Below are 20040 nucleotides of genomic sequence, written 5' to 3' on the forward strand. Positions count from 1 at the left end.
GTTCGGGCCCGCGAAAACACGGCTGAGTTCAAACGGCTTCATGAGTTTCACGGGCTTTGCGGGCGTCCGGTTTATTTCCGGCTGAACAGATTGTGATTGCGGATGCCCGCGAACAGATTGAACAAGCCGAGCAGCAGGCATACGGTCCCGAAGATGCGGCGGGTTGCGGAATCTTCGAAGAAGAACAGTTGGGATACGGCGATGACGACAAGCATAAGCCCCATGAAGATGTTCATCCGGGCCGAGTACAGGCCGCGCTGCTTCGGTTCCGCTTCCCGGCGGTAACGCACGCTGAAATAGAGCGACAATATGAGGAAGATGACGATCAGCACGCTGAGCGTCCATTGAATGGTTTGCATCTTGAGCGGCACATCCTTATGTACGGGTTCTGCTTCCACTTTAGCGATTTCCGCCCGGGAAATCAACCGGCAGCGGGAGAATACGAGAGCGGGATGCGCTTCCACTCTTTGACCGTGACCCATACCTTCAGCTCCGTTTGCGTCAGCACGATCCATTTGACGGCCAGTATAACATAATCCTTATCCAGCACGCCGACGTAAGGCTTTTCCGTCAAAATTTGCTCGTACACGTCGGGCATGGCGGCAAAATCCGATATTTTGCGGCCGACGACGATTTTTTTCAAATCGCCGTGAATGCGGCGCTTCAGCTCGCTTTCCGTCACCTTGTCGAGCGTCGTGTGCTCGCCGGGCTCGATATATATGTTCAGGAGATTGATCGTCGTCTGCTGATTTTTCGTTTTGGTCAAATCGGCGATTTTGACCTCCAGATCCACCTTGGCGGAGAGCAGCTCCCGGTTCTGCTCGATCATCATATTCAAGCGTTGATTGTACACGCTCAGAAACAGGGCGGCGCCGATGACCATCCCGGCCATAAGAAGGCCCGCCGCATGCAAAAAACCGCCGGACGAACCGGAAGCCGGGGCCTTCACCCTTCGCTACCTCCTTTGCAGATCCACTGGATCAGGGTCGAGCCCATATGCGCGCCGACAAAGGCGCAGACGATGTACAAGATTTGCTTGATCGCCGGGGAGATGTGTCCTTCGATAAAATGCGTTTCAATCGCGCGGATCGGATCGATTGTTCCGCCGATGGCGGCGACGATCGCCCAAATTTTGATTTGCTCCGCGACACTCGTCATCCGGTACACCGGCGGTTCGAGCGTCAATACGGCGCCAATGCCGGCCAGCATCGTCCCCCCGAGCACGACTCCGAACGCTACGAAAAAATCAAGAAAGCATCTGGATACAAATGGAGACATCGTTCCTCATCCTTTCCGGACCTGTTGAGCCGTTCCCAGCCGTTCGGGGCTTGGCCGACTTCGCCTTACTAAATATATGGCACACTTGTTCGCATTATGCTAAACTATGGATAAATATTTCAAACGCGGGGAGGCGGCCCGGATGGGCGATTTCGTACATTTGCATGTGCACAGCGAATACAGTCTGCTCGACGGTGCCGCGCGCATCGACGATTTGGTCGGCCGTGCGGCCGAGCTCGGTATGAAGGCGCTGGCGCTGACGGATCACGGGGTGATGTACGGCGCCATTCCTTTTTATAAAGCGTGCAAGCAGCGGGGGATCAAGCCGATTATTGGGTGCGAGGTTTATTTCACTTCGGGCTCCATCCGGCAAAAAGGCAGCCGTCAAGAGCAGCCGATCTATCACCTGATTCTGCTAGCCAAAAATAAAACCGGCTATCAAAATCTGATGAAGCTGTGCTCCATCGGACATTTGGAAGGCTATCACTACAAGCCGCGGATCGATCTGGAGCATCTGGAGCACTATGCGGAAGGGCTGATCTGCACCAGCTCGTGCCTTGGCAGCGAGGTGTCGCAGCATCTGCTGCACGGACGCTACGATGAGGCAAAGGCGGCGGCGCTGCGTTACCGCGCGATCTTCGGAGACGATTTCTTTCTGGAGCTGCAGGATCACGGCCTGACGGAGCAAAAGAAAGTGATGCAGGATATGCTCCGGCTTGCCCGCGACACCGGCATTCCGCTGGTCGCGACCAACGACGTGCATTACGTTCACGAGCCGGACCATGCGGTGCAGGACATCCTCATTTGCATAGGTACGGGCAAAACGATCGAAGACGAAGCGCGGCTTAAGTTTCATACGTCGCAGCTTTATTTGAAAAGCCCGGACGAGATGGCGGAGCTGTTCGCCCATGCGCCGGAAGCGCTCGACAATACGCTGGAAGTAGCTCGGCGGTGCGACCTCGAGCTCGAATTCGGGCAGTCGATTTTACCGGAATTTGCCCCGATTCCGGACGGCATGACGGCTGGGACGTATCTTTCCGGGCTTTGTCGGCAGGGCCTTGAGCAGCGTTACGGCGCGGCTGAGGAATGGAACGACGCGGAGTGGCGGAGCAAGTTGGAAGAACGGCTCCATTACGAGCTGTCCGTCATCGAGCGGATGGGGTATTCGGATTATTTTCTGATCGTATGGGACTTCATTCGCTTCGCCCACGAGCAGGGGATCGCGACCGGACCCGGACGGGGATCGTCGGCGGGGAGCATCGTCGCCTACGTGCTGCGCATCACCGATGTGGACCCGATCCGCTACAACCTGCTGTTCGAACGGTTCCTGAACCCCGAGCGGGTATCGATGCCCGATATCGATATCGACTTCAGCGACCTTCGGCGTGACGAGGTGATCGACTATGTCGTGCGCAAGTACGGCCGGGACCGGGTGGCGCAAATTATTACCTTCGGAACGATGGCCGCCAAAGGAGCGGTGCGCGACGTCGGACGGGTGCTGAACCTACCTTACGGCGAGGTGGACCGCGCCGCCAAGCTGATCCCGCATCAGCTCGGCATGACGCTGGAGGAGGCGCTGCGCACGAGCCCCGACCTGAAGGCGCTTGCCGCCAAGCAGCCGAAGACGGCGGAGCTGCTGGAGCTGGCGATGAAGGTGGAGGGGATGCCGCGCCACGCCTCCACCCACGCCGCGGGCGTTGTCATTTCGCGCGAGCCGCTGACGCAGTACGTGCCGCTGCAGGAAGGAACCGAGCAGACGGCGCTGACGCAGTATACGATGGAGCATCTGGAATCGATCGGCCTGCTGAAGATGGACTTTCTCGGCCTGCGGACGCTGTCCATCATCGAGCGCACGCTGGAATGGATTAGCGAGCAGACGGGAGCGCCCTTCGATTGGACGAAGGTTCCGGCGGACGATCCGGCGACGTACGAGCTCCTCAGTCGGGGCGATACGACAGGCATTTTCCAGCTGGAGTCGGCCGGCATGCGCCGCGTGCTGAAGGAGCTGCGGCCGTCGAACTTCGAAGACATCATCTCGGTGCTCGCGCTCTACCGCCCGGGCCCGATGGAATTCATCCCGAAATATATCGCCTGCAAGCACGGGCAGCAGCCGGTAGAATACCCGCATGAAGCGTTGGAGCCGATTCTTCGGGATACGTGCGGGATCATCATATATCAGGAGCAGATCATGCAGATCGCTTCGAAGATGGCCGGATTCAGCCTCGGCGAAGCGGACTTGCTGCGCCGGGCGGTTAGCAAGAAGAAGCGGGAAGTGCTGGACAAGGAGCGCGACCACTTCGTGAAAGGGAGCCTCAGCCAGGGCTATAGCGAAGCCGAGGCGAACCGGGTATACGACATGATCGTCCGCTTCGCCGACTACGGCTACCCGCGGGCACATGCGACGGCTTACGGCGTGCTCGCGTTCCAGACGGCGTATCTGAAGGCGCATTACCCCGTGCCGTTCATGGCGTCGATGCTGACCGCAGTGACGGGCAGTCATCATAAAATCGCGGAATATGCCGACGAATGCCGCCGCATGGGCATCGCCGTGCTCCCGCCCGATGTGAACGAAAGCGGCTTTCTGTTTACGCCGGTTGCGGCGGAGAACGGCGGCGCGATTCGCTTCGGCCTCGCGGCGATCAAGAACGTCGGGACGCACGCGATCGAATCGATCATCGCAGAACGCCGTACGGGCGCCTATGCCAGCTTGATCGACTTTTGCCGGCGCGTCGATCTGCGCGTATGCAACAAACGCGTGATGGAGTCGCTGATTCAAGGCGGCGCGCTCGATTCGCTGCCGGGCCACCGGTCCCAGCAGCTCGCGATGCTGGAAGACGCCGTCGATGCGGCGGTCAAGTGGCGCAAGGACCGCGAAGATCTGCAGCTTGTGCTCGACGGCTTCACGGAGGAGGTCAGTTGGGAGGTCGAATACCCCGAGATTCCTCCGTTCACGCTGACGCAAAAGCTGGAGCTGGAGCGGGAGCTGCTCGGCCTGTACATTTCCGGCAGCCCGCTCGACGACTTCGATGCGGTGCTGCAGAAGCTGGAAATGGACCTGCTGTCCCGGCTTCAGGAGTACCCGGACGGCAGCGACGTCATGGTCGCCGGTCTGGTCATCTCGAACAAGACGATCGTCACGAAAAAAGGCCAGGCGATGGCGTTCATGGAGCTGGAGGACCGCGTTGGCAAGGCAGAGGTCGTGCTATTCCCGGAAACGTGGAAAAAGTACGCCCCGCTGGTGCAGAAGGGCAAGCCCGTGCTGGTCGTCGCCAAGCTTCAGCTCGGGGACGAAGACTACAAGCTGCTGGCCGATCAGCTTATCGCGTTGGATGATCCGCACCTGGAGCAGAAGGCGATCAAGCCGGCCCCGCTCCCGGCGGGCTCCTCGCGAAGCGGTCAGCGGCGCGCTTCGGGCTCTACGCCCCGCGGCACAGCTTCGGCGGAGGCAGCGCGCGAGTCGAGAAGCCGGTACGCGGCGGCTTCTCCGGCGGCGGATCAAGCGTCTAAGCCCTCAGCGGGCGGGGCGGAGCGCAAGGCTGCGGACCCGCCTGCACGGGCCGCTGAAGCCACCGCCCGCGGTCCCCGCGCCGCAGCGGCGGGGCAGCGCGTCTACATGCGCATCTCCCCGCAGCGCGAGCAGCCGGCGGTGCTGGAATCGCTCAAGCGGCTGATCGCCGGACATGGCGGTCCGTTGCCGGTTGTGCTATACTACGAGCGGACCCAGAAAACGCTTGGCTTAAGCGACCAATACAAGGTAAAGCCGTCTCCCGAGCTGTTCGCCCGCATTGAGGAGCTGCTCGGCAAAGAGAGTGTTAAAGTGAAATAAATCGCGCCTCCCCCGCATACATTTAGTAACCCGCACCCATTCGGCGAGACGTGAGACTCGCCGGTTTGCACGAGTTACGAATGGAACCGGAGGAGGCGTTGTTATTATGTCCTGCCAACCTATTGTCGAATATTTGAAGAAGCGTGGCGTAACCGTGGAGCGCATAGCGGACATTGTGCGCGAGCTGCAGCTTCCCTATAATCCCGCACTTTCCGCGGAGGCGTGCATCGAGAGCGTGATGACGGTTCTCCAAAAACGCGAGGTCCAATACGTGCTGTATACCGGAATCGCGCTGGACGAGCTGGCTGAACGGAAGGGGCTGCCCGAGCCGCTGCAGGGACTGATGGAGACGGACGCACCCTTGTACGGCGTGGACGAGACTTTGGCGCTCGGCATCGTTCACGTATATGGCATGGTCGGGCTGACCAGCTTCGGTTATTTGGACAAGAAGAAGCCGGGCATCATCCGCGAGCTGAACGACCATCCGAAGCGCATTCACGTTTTTTTGGACGACCTGGTGGCGGGGCTGGCCGCCGCGGCTTCGGCCCGGATCGCGCACAAGCATCAGGACGAGGCGGACGGTCTCTCGCCACAAAGCTGATGTCGAGATTTGCCGAATTGCCGAAACGACGCACATTTTAAGACTAAAGACCTCCCTTCCGGCATACCGGGCTTCGGTTGCGGGAAAAAGTGCACTTATGATATCATTATTGCATTATGTTCGGGAGGTCTTTTTTCATGTGGACGGTTATCTATATCGCTCCGACCGCTAAAATCGCTGAGAGAATCAAGCAAAGACTGACGGAGGAAGGCTTCCTTGTTCAAGTCCGCGCCATCAACATGACCAAAAACCAATTTGAGATCGTCGTTCCCGAAGGCGAATTGGAAGAGGTTCAGGAAGTGCTGAACTCCATTTTGCATAGATCCTAAACAAGTCCCAAATACCGCAAGCGAGGTGTAATTGTGCAATTTAAAGACTTGTTTCAGAAGAAAAGAAAATATGCCACGGTTCCTTCCGTGGACAGGACGGCTCCGAACCGGGTGATGGACGGAGCTATCGACGTTCCCGAAGAGCGTCCAAAGCGTGAAATCCCGGAAGGCCTGATGAACAAGTGTCCTAAATGCGGAACGATCCAGTACAACAAAGAGCTTGATAAAAACTTAAAGGTATGTACCGCTTGTGAGTACCATTACAAGCTGAATGCCGTAGAGCGCATCCAGATGACGATGGATGAAGGCCGCTTTGTGGAATTTGACAGCGAGATGGCATCCCAGGACCCGCTGGAATTCCCCGCTTACACAGCCAAGTACAACAAAGCGGTTGAAGCTACCGGCATGCAGGACGCCGTTATTACCGGCGAAGGAACGATCGGAGGGTATCCGGTTGTCGTAGCGGTGATGAGCTTCGACTTTATGGGCGGAACGCTCGGATCGGTTGTTGGCGAAAAGGTGACGAACGCGATCGAGTATGCGACCCGGACGAACCGACCGGTTATCATTTTCTCCACATCGGGCGGCGCGCGGATGCAGGAAAGTATTCTCAGCCTGATGCAGATGGCGAAAACGAGCGCGGCGCTCGCCAAGCTGAACGAGCAGGGCGGCCTGTACATTTCCGTCATTACCGACCCGACCTTCGGCGGCGTCAGCGCGAGCTTCGCGATGCTCGGAGACTACATTATTGCCGAGCCGGGCGTGGCGTTCGGCTTTACCGGCGGACGCGTCATCGAACAGACGATGAGAATCAAGCTGCCGCCAGGCTTCCAGACGGCGGAATTCAACCTGAAGCATGGACAAGTGGACCTGGTCTCGCACCGCAAAGAAATGCGCAGTATGCTGACCCGTCTTCTTAGCATGCACGCGGTAAAGGAGGAAACCGTTAATGGCTAGTGAAATGCCTTTTGAGCAGCCGCTAGTCGAGCTTCGCGCCAAAATCGACGAGCTGCGCAAGTTCGGAGCGGACAAGCAGATCGATTTCTCCGAGGAGATCAAGCGCTTGGAGCAGCGGCTGGAGCAGCTCGAAACGGAATTGTACGCCGGCATGTCGACCCGGCAAAAAATGCAGGTTGCCCGTCATCCGCAGCGCCCGACGACGCTGGACTACATTCAGCATTTGTTCACCGATTTCATCGAGCTGCACGGGGACCGTTTATTTGGCGACGACCTGGCCATTGTGGGGGGCATCGCACGGTTTAACGGCATTCCGGTGACGGTGGTCGGCCATCAGAAAGGGAAAGATACGAAGGACAATATTGCGCGTCACTTCGGCAGCCCGCATCCGGAAGGCTTCCGCAAAGCGCTGCGCTTTATGAAGCAGGCGGACAAGTTCAAGCGGCCGATCATCACGTTCATCGATACGAAGGGCGCTTACCCCGGCAATGCGGCGGAAGAGAGAGGGCAAGGGGAAGCCATCGCCCGGAACCTGATGGAAATGACGTCCTTGCGGGTGCCCGTCTTGTGTGTCGTCATTGGCGAAGGCGGCAGCGGCGGCGCTCTGGCGCTTGGCGTAGGCAACCGCGTATTTATGCTTGAAAATGCGATTTATTCGGTCATCAGTCCGGAAGGCGCAGCCTCGATTTTATATAAAGACGCTTCAAAATCGATGGAAGCAGCCGAAGCGATGAAGATAACGGCGGACGAAATTTTGAAGCTCGGCGTTATCGATGCGATCATTCCCGAACCGAAGGGCGGTGCCCATCGGGATGTTGCCCTGCAGGCGGAATCGATTAAGCAAATGTTGTGGACCCACTTGCAGGAATTGCTCAAGATGACGGAGAATGAATTAAGAGAAGACCGCTATAATAAATTTAGACAAATCGGTCGGTTCACCACCATCCAGGAGGGAAATCATGCGTAAAACAAAAATTGTGTGTACCATCGGACCGGTCAGCGAATCGCTGGACATGTTCAAGAAGCTCATTAATGCAGGGATGAATGTTGCTCGGCTGAACTTCTCCCACGGCGATTTCGAAGAGCATGGCAACAGAATCAAGAACGTGCGTCAAGCTTGTCAGGAGCTCGACAAAAGCGTAGCCATTCTGCTTGATACCAAAGGACCGGAAATCCGGACCGGCAAGCTGAAGGACGATCAAAAAGTCGAACTGCTCCAAGACAATCTGATTACTTTAACGACGGAGGAAGTACTCGGCGACGCCGAGCGCGTTTCCATCACATACAACGACCTGTATAAGGACGTCAAGATCGGCTCCACCATCCTGATCGATGATGGCTTGATCGGACTGACGGTCGAGGATATCCGCGGAACGGATATCGTGTGCCGGATTAAAAACGGCGGACTGCTCGGAGGCAAGAAAGGCGTGAACGTGCCGGGGGTGAAAATCAACCTGCCGGGCATCACGGAAAAAGACGCGAACGATATCATTTTCGGCATTCAGCAGGGAGTGGATTTTATCGCTGCTTCTTTCGTGCGCAAAGCGAGCGATGTCCTTGAAATCCGCGAAATTCTGGACCGCCATAACGCAACGCATATTCAAATCATCTCCAAAATCGAAAACCAGGAAGGCGTGGAAAACCTCGACGAAATTTTGGAGGTATCCGACGGTCTCATGGTAGCGCGCGGCGATCTCGGCGTGGAAATTCCGGCCGAAGACGTGCCGATCGTGCAAAAAGCGATGATCAAAAAATGTAACCAGGTCGGCAAACCGGTTATTACGGCTACGATGATGCTGGATTCCATGCAGCGCAACCCGCGCCCAACGCGTGCGGAAGCGAGCGACGTGGCGAATGCGATCTTCGACGGCACGGATGCCGTGATGCTGTCGGGCGAAACGGCGGCAGGGAAATACCCGGTAGAGTCCGTCCAGACGATGGCCCGCATCGCCGAGCGTGCGGAATCGGCGCTGGAATACCGTGAAATCTTTATCCGTCAAAGCAATGCACAGCAGACGACCGTAACCGAGGCGATCAGCCAAGCGGTAGCGAACTCGGCGCTTGATCTGGACGCCAAAGCGATTCTGACTTCCACGGAAAGCGGCTATACGGCGCGTATGGTGTCCAAGTACCGTCCGAAAGCGCCAATTATCGCGGTAACGCCGAACGATCGCGTGCTGCGCCGTCTGTCGCTCGTATGGGGCGTTATTCCGGTGAAAGGCGAGACATGCACCTCGACGGACCAATTGTTCGAGCATGCCGTAGACGCGAGTGTAAAGGCGGGCCTCGTCAGCTTGGGCGATCTCGTCGTCATCACTGCAGGCGTACCGGTCGGCCGCTCCGGAACGACCAACTTGATCAAAGTTCATCAAATCGGTGAAATGATTGCCAAAGGCCAAGGGATCGGCACGCAAATCGCTACAGGCCACGTCGTGACGGCCCGTTCCGCCGAAGAAGCGAATGCGAAGACGACCGAGGGCTGCATTCTGGTTACCGTGACGACCGATAAAGACTACATGCCGGCCTTCGAGAAAGCGGCGGCAGTGGTTACCGAAACGGGCGGTATTACGTCCCATGCGGCGGTTGTCGGCATCAGCTTGGGCAAACCGGTCATCGTCGGTGTAGACAACGCGCTTGGCATCTTGAAAGACAACGACGAAGTATCCATCTATCCGGAAGTTGGCGTCATCTATTCCGGCCGCGCCCGCGTGCTGTAATAGAACGTCGTCGAAAGCCTTACGATAGCAGAACAATCGGAGCGAAATCGAACAGCGGTTTCGCTCCTTTGCTTTACAACTATCTTCCATGGCGATTCAGGAGGTTTGTATGCAGCATACTTTACGCGTCCGCTATCAGGAGACGGACCAGATGGGCGTCGTGTATCACGCCAACTATTTGAACTGGTTTGAAGTCGGCCGGACCGAGATGATCCGCGAACTGGGCCTACCTTATCAAGCGCTGGAGACCCGCGGCCTGCTGCTGCCGGTGATCGAAGCGGACCTGAAATTCCGCTCGCCCGCCCGTTACGACGATCTGGTGACGATTGACACCAAAGTTGTCGAGTTGACGAGTCTTCGGATCCGGTTCGCTTATGAAATTAAACGCGGCGAAGAAATGCTGGTCACCGGGGGAACCCAGCACGTCTGGCTGAACCAGGATTGGAAGCCGGTGCGGATCGATAGAGAAGTGCCGGATTTATATGCTCTCCTCTCCAAAGCCATGGGCTAAAGTGCACCACAATTCCGCTAACCTAAAAACAATGAAGGACTTGGCCATTTTTGGTCAGGTCCTATTCCTTTTTATGCTATATTTTCCAAAATGATTCGTCCCTATTGTATAATTTATGTAAACCCAAGAATTGAACGAACAAAGGGGAGAGGCACGATGGAACTGCGTCATTTGCGATACTTCGTTACCGTTGCGGAGGAGCTGCATTTCGGTCGCGCGGCTGCACGCCTCAACATGGCGCAGCCCCCGTTAAGCCAGCAAATCCGCAAGCTGGAGGAAGAGCTTGGCTTTGCGTTGTTTTCCCGAAGCAAGCAGCATGTCGAATTAACCGAGGCGGGGAAAGTGTTCCTGGAGGAGTCGCGGTCGGCGTTAGCGCGTGTGGAGCAAGCGCGCGAGGCGGCGGAGAAAGCGAGCCGGGGGCAAACAGGCAGACTGGTGATCGGCTTTGTCGGTTCCGCGACCTATCACATCGTTCCGCTGCTGCAGCAGTATCGGCTTCGTTTTCCTTCGGTGGAATTGAAGCTCCATCAAATGAAGAGCGGGAGCCAGCTGCAAGCGCTGCACGAAAAAAGCATCCATCTCGGAATTGTGCGCAGCTCGATTCACAGTCCGCATTTGAATTCGGAGCTGTTTATGCGCGAGCCGTTTATGGCCGTACTCCCCGAAGCGCATCCACTGGCCGGCCAGCCAGAGCTTAGCGTCCGTGACCTTGAGCACGAGCCGTTTATTTTGTCGCCTAGGCAAAACGGTTCTACTTATCACGATGCCGTCATCCATTTATGCTATAAGGCCGGATTCTCGCCTAAGATTGCGCTGGAAGCGCCTGAAATTTTGACCGTTGTCGCCTTTGTAGCCGAAGGGATGGGGGTCGCCTTGGTTCCCGCGTCATTTCGGCATCAGCAAAATCAAGGGGTCGTGTACCGGGATATTCGGGAAGCCGCCGTTCTGGAAACGGCGTTTATTTGGCGGAAAGACGAGAAGTCGCCGGCGCTGCATGAATTTTTAAAGCTCGGTCAAGCGTTCGGCGGTTGAATGAGCGTCCTTTTGCCCGCTTGATACGTTCTGCATATCAGGAAGGACTTAACGGATATTGGACGTCGTTTCCAGAAGGTCGATATACTGAAGGGGCAAAGTCAAACCATCGGGAGGAGCGAAAGAACGATGAGCGGATCATTCCAGCCCGGCCTTGAAAACGTTATCGCAAGCGAGACCGAAATTTCTTATTTGGATGTCGAAAAAGAACAAATTGTGCTGCGGGGTTACGATCTTATCGAATTGGCCAAAACCGTTACTTATTTGGATGTCGTTTCGTTAATGCTTGACGGCAGTCTGCCTACGCACGAATGGCGGAATGCTCTCGAACTGAGCCTCAAGACGGAGTACGGATTGCCAGAGGATGCGCTGACGATCCTGCGCCTGCTTCCGCAGCAGACGCATCTGATGGATGCTCTAAGAACGGGCATTTCCGCCATTGCCGGCTATGACCAGGATATCGAGGACCGGTCGCGGGAAGCGAATTACCGCAAATCGATCCGGCTGCTGGCCAAAGTCCCCCAGATCGTGGCGAGCAGCTATCATGCCTCCATGCGGCAGCCTCTGGTGGAGCCGCGCCAAGATCTTTCGTACAGCGCCAACTTTTTGTACATGATTACCGGGAAGGTTCCTTCCGAAATGGAAGAGAAGACGTTCGATCAGTCGTTGATCGTATACAGCGAGCATGAAATGCCTAACTCGACCTTTGCCGCGCGCGTCATTGCGTCCACACAGGCCGATCTGTACGGGGCGCTGACCGGCGCCGTCGCTTCGCTGAAAGGAACGCTGCATGGCGGAGCGAACGAAGCGGTGATGAAGATGCTGCTGGAAGCGGGAGATGAGGAAGGAATGGAGCCGCTGATCCTCGGCAAATTGACCCGCAAGGAACGCATTATGGGGTTCGGCCACCGCGTGTACATGAAGAAGCCGGACCCGCGCGCGATGCTGATGAAAGAGGCGCTGGCCGCGCTGGCCGCCGCCAAAAACGAAGAGAAGCTGTACCGCATGTGCGTCATCGGCGAAGAGGTCATGAACCGCGAAAAAGGATTGTATCCGAACCTCGATTACTACGCAGCGCCGGTTTATTATTTGTTGGGTATTCCGATCGACCTGTTCACCCCGGTCTTTCTCGCCGCCCGGACGGTCGGTGTCTGCGCGCATGTGATGGAGCAGCATGCGAACAACAGGCTTTTCCGGCCCCGCGTCCTGTACAAGGGACCGCGCGATCTGCATCCCAATTCGGCCTCGGTCGGCTCTTAGCTGGTAATGGGAGGAGACATTAATATGGCAGCAAACCCATCCATAGCCTATGAACAAGGACGAACCGCATCCGCTGCGGATCAATTGTTAGTGGACATCGCGGATTACGCGCTGGAATACGAAGTCCAAAGTCCGGAAGCGCGGCGCATTGCACAGCACGTCGTCTTGGACTCGCTCGGCACCGCCATTTTGGCGCTGCGCTTTCCGGAATGCGTGAAGCATCTCGGACCCGTCGTGCCAGGTGTCACCGTGCCTCACGGCTGCCGGGTGCCGGGAACCCGCTATGAGCTAGATCCCGTACACGGGGCGTTCAATATTGGGTGTATGATCCGCTGGCTCGATTACAACGATACGTGGCTGGCTGCCGAATGGGGCCACCCATCGGACAATCTGGGCGGTTTACTGGCCGTAGCCGATTATCTCAGCCGCGTCCGGATCGCGGAAGGCAAAGCCCCATTGCGGATGCGGGACGTGCTGGACGCCGCTGTGAAGGCACATGAAATTCAAGGCGTGCTAGCACTCGAAAACAGCTTCAACCGCGTCGGCTTGGATCACGTGCTGCTGGTGAAGATCGCTTCAACGGCCGTCGTTACGGCGATGCTGGGCGGCAGCCGGAACGAGGTGGTCAATGCGCTTTCCAACGCGTGGCTGGACGGCGGCAGCTTGCGTACGTACCGGCACGCGCCGAATACGGGATCACGCAAATCGTGGGCAGCTGGAGACGCGACCAGCCGCGCAGTCCGTTTGGCCCTCATGGCCGTCAACGGCGAAATGGGGTACGCCACCGCGCTTTCGGCCAAAACCTGGGGCTTTCAGGACGTTTTGTTCCAAGGCAAGCCGTTGAAGCTTGCACGCTCGCTCGACTCTTACGTGATGGAGAACGTGCTGTTTAAAATTTCCTTCCCGGCCGAGTTCCACGCCCAGACCGCCGTCGAATGCGCTTTTGCTCTGCACCCGCAGATCAAGGACCGGCTGGACGAGATCGATCGGATTGTGATAACGACGCATGAATCGGCTATCCGCATCATCGATAAGAAAGGCCCGCTGCATAACCCGGCGGACCGGGACCACTGCCTCCAATACATGGTGGCGGTAGGGTTGCTGCATGGCGAGCTGACGGCAGAGCATTATGAGGATGAGGCGGCCGGCGATCCGCGAATCGATGCGCTTCGGGAGAAGATGGTCGTCACGGAGAATCCGCAGTACAGCCGGGATTACCTCGATCCAGACAAACGGTCGATTGCCAGTGCCATCCAAGTCCGGTTCACGGACGGAACGGAGACGGCGAACGTAGAGTGCGAATACCCGATCGGTCACCGCAGACGGCGGGCCGAAGGGCTGCCGAAGGTGATCGACAAATTCGAAGCCAATCTGCTTACCAGGTTCCCAAGGCAAAAGACGGCGCAGATCCTCGAGCTGTCGCTTGACTTGGAGCGGTTGGAGCAGATGCCGGTCAACGAGTACATGAACCTGTACGTCATTTAGTTTAACGGTAAGGTTACGGAATACGGTTTCCCGGGAGGAGTAACGATGGCTTGGTTGATGGAGCAAGAGAAGGACCAACGGGAGCTGGCTGCCTTTTTTCGGAAACGGATGGAAACCGGCCCGATTCTCAAAATTCCAGGTACGCACGACGGGATGGCGGCCAGAATAGCCGTGCAGTTCGGCTTCGAGGCGCTTTATTTGTCCGGTGCCGCCTATACGGCCAGCCGGGGCTTGCCGGATCTCGGCCTGATTTATTCGAACGAGGTCGCGGACCGGGCCCGCGAGCTCGTCCGCGCCTCGATGCTTCCGCTGCTGGTCGATATCGATACCGGCTACGGCGGCATCTTGAACGCGGCCCGAACGGCCAAGGAAATGGTTGAAGCCAAAGTGGCCGCCGTCCAGCTCGAGGACCAGGAAATGCCGAAGAAATGCGGCCACTTGAACGGCAAAAAGCTTGTTTCAACCGAAGAAATGATGCAAAAAATCAAGACGATCAAGGAAATCAGCCCAACGCTCGTCGTCATTGCCCGCACGGACGCCATAAGCGTAGAAGGCTTCGAAGCGGCGGTTGACCGGGCCAAGCATTATTTGGCGGCGGGAGCGGACGGGATTTTTCCCGAGGCACTGGAGAGCGAGGAAGAGTTCAAGCGGTTCCGCGCCGCGATTGACGCACCGCTGCTGGCGAACATGACGGAGTTCGGAAAAACGCCGTATTATACCGCGGAGCAATTCGAGGCTTGGGGCTACGATATAGTCATTTATCCGGTAACCTCGCTGCGGGTAGCGGCCAAAGCCTATGAGCGCGTTTTTTCGGAAATTAGCCGTACCGGGACGCAAGCGGGGTCGCTTCAAGACATGCAAACCCGCAAGGAGTTGTACGATACGATCCGATATTACGATTACGAAGCCTTGGACGGAAAAATCGCTAAAACCGTCCTGCCGCCAGCCGAATAGATCCCTTTCATTTCCATCAATTGTCACGTAAAGAGTTCCTGAAGAGGCTAGTTCCTTCGGGAGCTCTTTTCGTTGTATAATGATAAAGCTCTTTTTGAATCGGCCCTGAAGAAAATTTAGGTGTATTTTCCCTTGCGTTTACATAAAATTAACAAAAAGAGCACGCTCGCTTAACATTGTCGAATTACGATGAAAGAAGCAGAAAAATAAAGCTAAACGGTGAATGGCCATGGAGGGTTTACTACCTTATGAAGGACACTGCCGCACGTGAGACGGCCAACCATTATCTAAACCGCGATTTAAGCTGGGTCGAATTCAACTGGCGCGTGCTGGAGGAGGCGCAGGACCCCGAGACGCCGCTGCTCGAACGGGTCAAATTTTTATCGATCGTTTCTTCCAATTTAGACGAGTTTATGAGCGTCCGTGTAGCCGGCATTAAGGATCAGATCAAAGCGGGCCATACGAAGAAAGATTTCACCGGCTACACGCCCGCCGGACTGTTCAAGCGCGTCATGAAGCGCTCCTCCAAAATGGTAACGGAGCAATATAAGACGTACCGGGACATGATCCGGCAGCTTGGCAAAGAAGGCATTATTTTTACCGAATACGACGATTTAAACGTGACCCAGCGCAAAGCGATGGACGAATATTACCACGACATCGTATTCCCCGTGCTGACGCCGATGGCGGTCGATCAAGCGCGGCCTTTTCCGCTGGTGCGGACACAGGCTTTATATTTGGCGGTCGTGCTGATGAAGGAAGGGGACGATCCGGAGGACGAACCGTATTTTGCCATCCTTCAGGTGCCGTCCAATTTAAGCCGTTACCTGGCGGTGCCCGGACGAACCAACAGCAAGAAGCGCGAATTCATTCTCATGGAAGATCTTATCGAAAAGCATATACATACGCTGTTCAGCGGCTATATTTCAATCTCGGTCCATGCGTTCCGGCTAACGCGCAACGCGGATTTGACGCTGAACGAGGAAGGCGCCGAGGATTTGCTGGAAGAGATCGAAATCCAGCTCCGCAAGCGGCGTTGGGGGACGCCGGTCCGGCTTGAGGTGCAGAAGGGCATTCACCCGTATGCGCTCGAGCAGCTGACGGAGGAGTTCGAGATTGTCGAGAATATTTTCGAAATCGACGGTCCGCTCGACCTGACGTATTTTATGAAAATGGCGTCGGCGCTTCAAGGCTTCGACCATTTGCGCTACAGCCCGATCCAACCGGTATATCCTTCCGAGCTCGACGATGTCGAGGATCTGTTCGCCAAGCTGAGGCAGCAGGATGTGCTGGTGTATCACCCTTACGAGTCGTTCGATGCCGTCACCGATTTTGTGCTTCAAGCGGCATACGATCCGCATGTGCTCGCCATCAAAATGACGCTGTACCGGGTCAGCGGCAATTCCCCGCTCATCCAAGGGCTTGCCCGAGCGGCGGAGTCCGGCAAGCAGGTGACGGTCGTGGTGGAGCTGAAGGCGCGGTTTGACGAAGAGCGCAACATCGCTTGGGCGCGCAAGCTGGAGCAGGCGGGCTGCCACGTCGTTTACGGGCTCGTGGGGTTGAAGACGCATGCCAAAATTACGCTGGTCGTCCGGCAGGAAGCGGATGGGCTGCGGCGGTACGTGCACGTGGGCACGGGGAATTACAATGACAATACGGCAAGATTGTACACCGATGTCGGCTTGTTTACTGCGCATAAGGAGATTGGGGAGGACGCCTCCGCGCTGTTCAACGAGGTGACCGGATATTCGGCGCCGCACAATTGGAAAGCGTTCGGCGTGGCGCCAACGGACATGATGGATAAGCTGTTCGAGAAAATCCGCCGCGAAGCAAAGCATGCCGCCGAAGGCAAGCCGGCGCGGATCATCGCCAAGTTCAACTCGCTCTCGAACCAGCAGATGGTCGACGAACTGTATGCAGCCTCCCAGGCGGGGGTCGAGATCGATCTGATCGTGCGCGGCGTATGCTGCCTGCGGCCCGGTGTTCCGGGACTGAGCGAGCGGATCACGGTGCGCAGCATCGTGGACCGGTTTCTGGAGCACTCGCGCATTTTTTATTTCGAGAACGGCGGGGAGCCGGAAGTGTATATCGCCAGCGCGGACTGGATGACTCGGAACCTGACGCGGCGCGTCGAGCTGATGTGTCCCGTATTCGACAAAAGCATCCAGCAGTCGCTGATCAATATATTGCGGCTTAACCTGAAGGATAACGTGAAGGCGCGGCAGCTCCAACCGAACGGCATGTACGAGCATGTCCACTCGGAAGGAAGCGAGCCGCAGCTGCGCAGTCAATTTGCAGCCATGCGCATCAGTTCGTGGAAAACGACGACTCGTGAACTTTGAGCTGCTGTCCCCACGTATTTTTAAATTCTTTTTGCAGTCCGAGGACCTCTCTGTATTCCGCAGAGGGGTCATGCTTTGCTTTCAGCCGCAAATGCAGCGCCTTGCTCTCCGAGAACGCGGCCGTCACTTCAATCGCTTGCGTCTCGCTAATATCGAGCGCGACGGCGAGCTTAAGCAGCGTGCCGAGCTGGGCGATCAGGTCGATATCGGTTTTTTTCAAAATATCCTTATGATGCTGCACGGCCTGCTGGGTCCGTGCTTTTGTTTTGTACGAAGCGGTCAAGGCGCAAATCAGAATTTCGCGGTGGGTCAGACCGTCGATGCGCGTGTGTGCAATCATATGGAAGGAATGCTTCGGATACTGGTAATAGCTAAGCGAAGCGCCGATCCGGTACAGCTTGGCCGCTATGATCAGGCACAGACGAACGCGCGGCTCGAAGCGGTGCTTTCCCGCCTCCGTCAAGGCATCGAACAGCCTCAAGGCCGTCCGGCTCACCTGCGAGAGATGTGCCCGGGGGGCCGTCGAGTGAAGGGCGAGCAGGTTGTCCGCGCTTCGCTCGGCCATATGCTTTAGCTCCGTGTCGGCAGGGTAAAAGCTTTCAAAGAACAGGCCGTCCCGCAGGCCCGCGCCGCTGACGACATAGTGCGAAGCGCCGGCTGCCTGAAAGATCGTCTGAAGAATCAGCAGCCCCGGGACGATAATATCGTAGCGATCTTTGGAGAGGCCGTCGATTTTTTTGCGCTTTTCTCCGGGCAGGAGCGGGAGCCAGGCGGCGAGCTCGTCCACTTCGGCGGCTGAGATCGTATAATTATGCGTAAGCGGCAAGGAATATTTGAGCTTGCGCTGATTGATTTTGCATAGCGTCCTGACGCCGCCTCCAAGCCCGACGAGCGGCAGACCGGGAGTCTGTCGAATCCAGGGCTCGCGAGCAATCGCATCCTCGACCATCTGGCGGATGCCCCGCAGCTGTTCTTCGTGAAATTCGCCGTTTGGCGCAAATTTGCGCGTCGTATTGACCGCCCCGAAAGGAAACGATACGCTGCGGATCAAGGTGCGGTCGCGGAAGAGCGAAATTTCGGTGCTTCCCCCGCCGATGTCGACAAGAAAGCCGTCCGAAATATCCATCGTTTGGATCATGCCCAAGAAGCCGAGTCGGGCTTCGTCCTCCCCGGACAGCAGCTCGACGTGAAATCCGCTTTCGCGCCGCAGCGTGTCCAGAATCTCCTGAGAATTTGCTGCATTCCGAATGGCCGCCGTGGCGGCTACCCGGTATTCGGTCACCTCGTGAGCTTGACATATCCTTTTAAAATGCGACAGGATCTGCACGATCACCTGAATATCCGCAGGAGCCAATGTCCCGTCGGTGCCAATCCGCTGGCTCAAGCGAGCGGACTCCTTGAATTCGCCGATCACGCGGTATGCTCCGCCCGTCGTTTGTTCGTTTACGGCCAACCGGATCGAGTTGGAGCCGATGTCAATGATGCCGATTCGCCGGCTGTTGTTCATGGTTGGTCCTCCTGCTAACGGTATAAAGTTAGTTTTATTTTACCGTTACGGCGGAGGGAATGTCCATGGAGGGATTAGGATTTTGTTGGAACCTCCGCATCTGGCCGGAATACACTATCGATATGACGTAAATGCGGAGGGGGGAGAGCTTTGGCGGTAACTGTGACATTCGTAGCCATTAATGTCAATACATTGAACAGGGGAGCGACCGTATCCGTTGGCGAGAATGCGCAATCAGGCTGGGCACAACACGGAAAAAATAATTTCGGCAACGGGAACATGTTCGGCATCAGCTTCGAAGGGGGCGTAATCAACACTATTATCGATAACGATATCGTCGATACGCCGGTTGCCGACATCCAGAATGTTCCGACAGTTCAGTCCCAAGTGTTATGAAGGGGGATTACTCATGAACCTCGCGCAACCGAAAGCAAGCATTGTGTTTAACAAGCTGCTCGTGAATGCGATTGAAAATAATTCGGGGATATTTATCGGAACGAATCAAGCGTTCGGGTGGAGTCATTACACCAAAAGCAACCAGATATTCGGCAGCGTGAAAGATTCCTGTATTTCTCATATGGTGAACGCTTTGTACGATCCGGATGTCATCGATTCGTCCGTGGAGGATGTAAAATGCGTTGACTTGGCGGTGAACGACAGCCTGCAGCCGCAATGCGACATTTCTCTGCATTCGATCCATGCCGTTTCCCTGAACAATCAATCCGTGATCGCCGTAGGCGAAAACGAACAAAACGGCTGGAGCGGCGTACATAAAAACAATTATGGTACCGGAAAATGCTACGGTCTCAATCGGATTCAACAGGTCTCGAATACGATCCTGGATAACGACTATATCGATTCGCCGGCCCGTATAGAAACCAACGTCGCGGAAACGCTGGTTGGTTAAAAGCTATTCGGGAATCTTGTCGATGACAGGAGGGCCGTTTGCCGGCCCCTTCCCCGCATTCTCTCCCGCGGATTGGATGATCTGCCGCAGCCATTCCGGCACTTCGGCGTCGGAGATGTTGAGCATATCCAAAAAATCGGAGTCGTTCAACAGCGAGCGAATGCCGGAGACGATGTTGCGGTCGCCGCTGACCGAACCGAAGCCTTGCGTCAGCTTTTGATGGCTTTCGAAGCCGGAAGGCCAGTTATTGCCCATATTGATGCACGAGGCATTTTCGACGGAACCGATCCGAATCGAACCGATAACAAATTGAGGGGATAAAAAAGACGACAAA

At 56.4% G+C, this 20040-nt stretch carries 19 protein-coding genes; 14 read left to right on the forward strand and 5 right to left on the reverse strand.

Annotated features, from left to right (window positions below; genetic code table 11):
• Positions 1-71: 71 nt before the first annotated feature.
• Genes ET33_RS13685 through ET33_RS13695 form a run of 3 tightly spaced genes read right to left on the reverse strand, consistent with a single transcriptional unit; the run spans position 72 to position 1278 of the window.
• Entirely contained in the window at positions 72-482 is a 411-nt protein-coding gene (locus tag ET33_RS13685) for a YtpI family protein (protein WP_327204059.1), read from the reverse strand.
• Positions 422-949, reverse strand: a complete 528-nt coding sequence (locus tag ET33_RS13690) for a hypothetical protein (RefSeq protein WP_036681939.1) — start codon at positions 947-949, stop codon at positions 422-424. The genes ET33_RS13685 and ET33_RS13690 overlap by 61 nt, the downstream gene beginning before the upstream one ends.
• Positions 946-1278, reverse strand: coding sequence for a YtrH family sporulation protein (locus tag ET33_RS13695; RefSeq protein WP_010496167.1), 333 nt, complete (start codon positions 1276-1278; stop codon positions 946-948). The genes ET33_RS13690 and ET33_RS13695 overlap by 4 nt, the downstream gene beginning before the upstream one ends.
• 142 nt (positions 1279-1420) lie before the next feature.
• Between ET33_RS13695 and ET33_RS13700 the strand changes: the two genes are divergently transcribed.
• The 12 genes from ET33_RS13700 to ET33_RS13755 all read left to right on the forward strand — a co-directional run bounded on the left by ET33_RS13700 (position 1421) and on the right by ET33_RS13755 (position 17292).
• Positions 1421-5104, forward strand: a complete 3684-nt coding sequence (locus tag ET33_RS13700; RefSeq protein WP_036681945.1) for a DNA polymerase III subunit alpha — start codon at positions 1421-1423, stop codon at positions 5102-5104.
• Positions 5105-5210: 106 nt separating this feature from the next.
• Positions 5211-5705, forward strand: a complete 495-nt coding sequence (locus tag ET33_RS13705) for a phosphatidylglycerophosphatase A family protein (RefSeq protein ID WP_036681948.1) — start codon at positions 5211-5213, stop codon at positions 5703-5705.
• Between the two features lie 137 nt (positions 5706-5842).
• Positions 5843-6034 carry a hypothetical protein gene (locus ET33_RS13710; protein WP_010496159.1) on the forward strand — a complete coding sequence of 64 codons (192 nt, stop codon included), beginning with the start codon at positions 5843-5845 and terminating at the stop codon, positions 6032-6034.
• A gap of 33 nt (positions 6035-6067) precedes the next feature.
• A complete protein-coding gene (gene accD, locus ET33_RS13715; protein ID WP_036681951.1) occupies positions 6068-6991 on the forward strand; it encodes an acetyl-CoA carboxylase, carboxyltransferase subunit beta in 924 nt (307 codons plus the stop codon).
• Positions 6984-7958 carry an acetyl-CoA carboxylase carboxyltransferase subunit alpha gene (locus ET33_RS13720; protein WP_036681953.1) on the forward strand — a complete coding sequence of 325 codons (975 nt, stop codon included), beginning with the start codon at positions 6984-6986 and terminating at the stop codon, positions 7956-7958. Before accD ends, ET33_RS13720 begins: the two co-directional genes overlap by 8 nt.
• Positions 7951-9708 carry a pyruvate kinase gene (gene pyk / locus ET33_RS13725; protein WP_036681955.1) on the forward strand — a complete coding sequence of 586 codons (1758 nt, stop codon included), beginning with the start codon at positions 7951-7953 and terminating at the stop codon, positions 9706-9708. Before ET33_RS13720 ends, pyk begins: the two co-directional genes overlap by 8 nt.
• Positions 9709-9817: 109 nt before the next feature.
• Positions 9818-10219: an acyl-CoA thioesterase gene (locus ET33_RS13730; RefSeq protein WP_081890319.1), complete on the forward strand. Its 402-nt coding sequence runs from the start codon at positions 9818-9820 to the stop codon at positions 10217-10219.
• Positions 10220-10375: 156 nt separating this feature from the next.
• Positions 10376-11251, forward strand: a complete 876-nt coding sequence (locus ET33_RS13735) for a LysR family transcriptional regulator (RefSeq protein WP_036681978.1) — start codon at positions 10376-10378, stop codon at positions 11249-11251.
• A gap of 129 nt (positions 11252-11380) precedes the next feature.
• Positions 11381-12511 (forward strand): citrate synthase, encoded by a 1131-nt coding sequence (gene mmgD, locus ET33_RS13740; RefSeq protein ID WP_036681980.1) that lies wholly within the window; start codon positions 11381-11383, stop codon positions 12509-12511.
• A gap of 24 nt (positions 12512-12535) precedes the next feature.
• Positions 12536-13996, forward strand: coding sequence for a bifunctional 2-methylcitrate dehydratase/aconitate hydratase (locus ET33_RS13745; RefSeq protein WP_036681982.1), 1461 nt, complete (start codon positions 12536-12538; stop codon positions 13994-13996).
• A 45-nt stretch (positions 13997-14041) separates the two neighbouring features.
• A complete protein-coding gene (prpB, locus tag ET33_RS13750) occupies positions 14042-14950 on the forward strand; it encodes a methylisocitrate lyase (protein ID WP_036681984.1) in 909 nt (302 codons plus the stop codon).
• A gap of 248 nt (positions 14951-15198) precedes the next feature.
• Positions 15199-17292 carry an RNA degradosome polyphosphate kinase gene (locus ET33_RS13755; RefSeq protein WP_036681993.1) on the forward strand — a complete coding sequence of 698 codons (2094 nt, stop codon included), beginning with the start codon at positions 15199-15201 and terminating at the stop codon, positions 17290-17292.
• Here ET33_RS13755 and ET33_RS13760 read toward each other — a convergent pair.
• Complete coding sequence (locus tag ET33_RS13760; RefSeq protein WP_036681996.1) at positions 17258-18799, reverse strand: Ppx/GppA phosphatase family protein; 1542 nt, start codon at positions 18797-18799, stop codon at positions 17258-17260. The genes ET33_RS13755 and ET33_RS13760 overlap by 35 nt on opposite strands.
• A 150-nt stretch (positions 18800-18949) precedes the next feature.
• Between ET33_RS13760 and ET33_RS13765 the strand changes: the two genes are divergently transcribed.
• Together ET33_RS13765 and ET33_RS13770 are read left to right on the forward strand one after the other, a co-directional pair.
• Complete coding sequence (locus tag ET33_RS13765) at positions 18950-19195, forward strand: hypothetical protein (protein WP_036681999.1); 246 nt, start codon at positions 18950-18952, stop codon at positions 19193-19195.
• A gap of 13 nt (positions 19196-19208) precedes the next feature.
• Entirely contained in the window at positions 19209-19706 is a 498-nt protein-coding gene (locus tag ET33_RS13770) for a hypothetical protein (RefSeq protein ID WP_036682002.1), read from the forward strand.
• 3 nt (positions 19707-19709) lie between these two features.
• Here the strand turns inward: ET33_RS13770 and ET33_RS13775 are convergent, their stop codons facing one another.
• Entirely contained in the window at positions 19710-20039 is a 330-nt protein-coding gene (locus tag ET33_RS13775; protein WP_036682004.1) for a hypothetical protein, read from the reverse strand.
• Position 20040 lies beyond the last annotated feature (1 nt).

This window comes from Paenibacillus tyrphae (assembly GCF_000722545.1).
In the GTDB taxonomy this organism is placed as follows: Bacteria; Bacillota; Bacilli; order Paenibacillales; family NBRC-103111; genus Paenibacillus_G; species Paenibacillus_G tyrfis.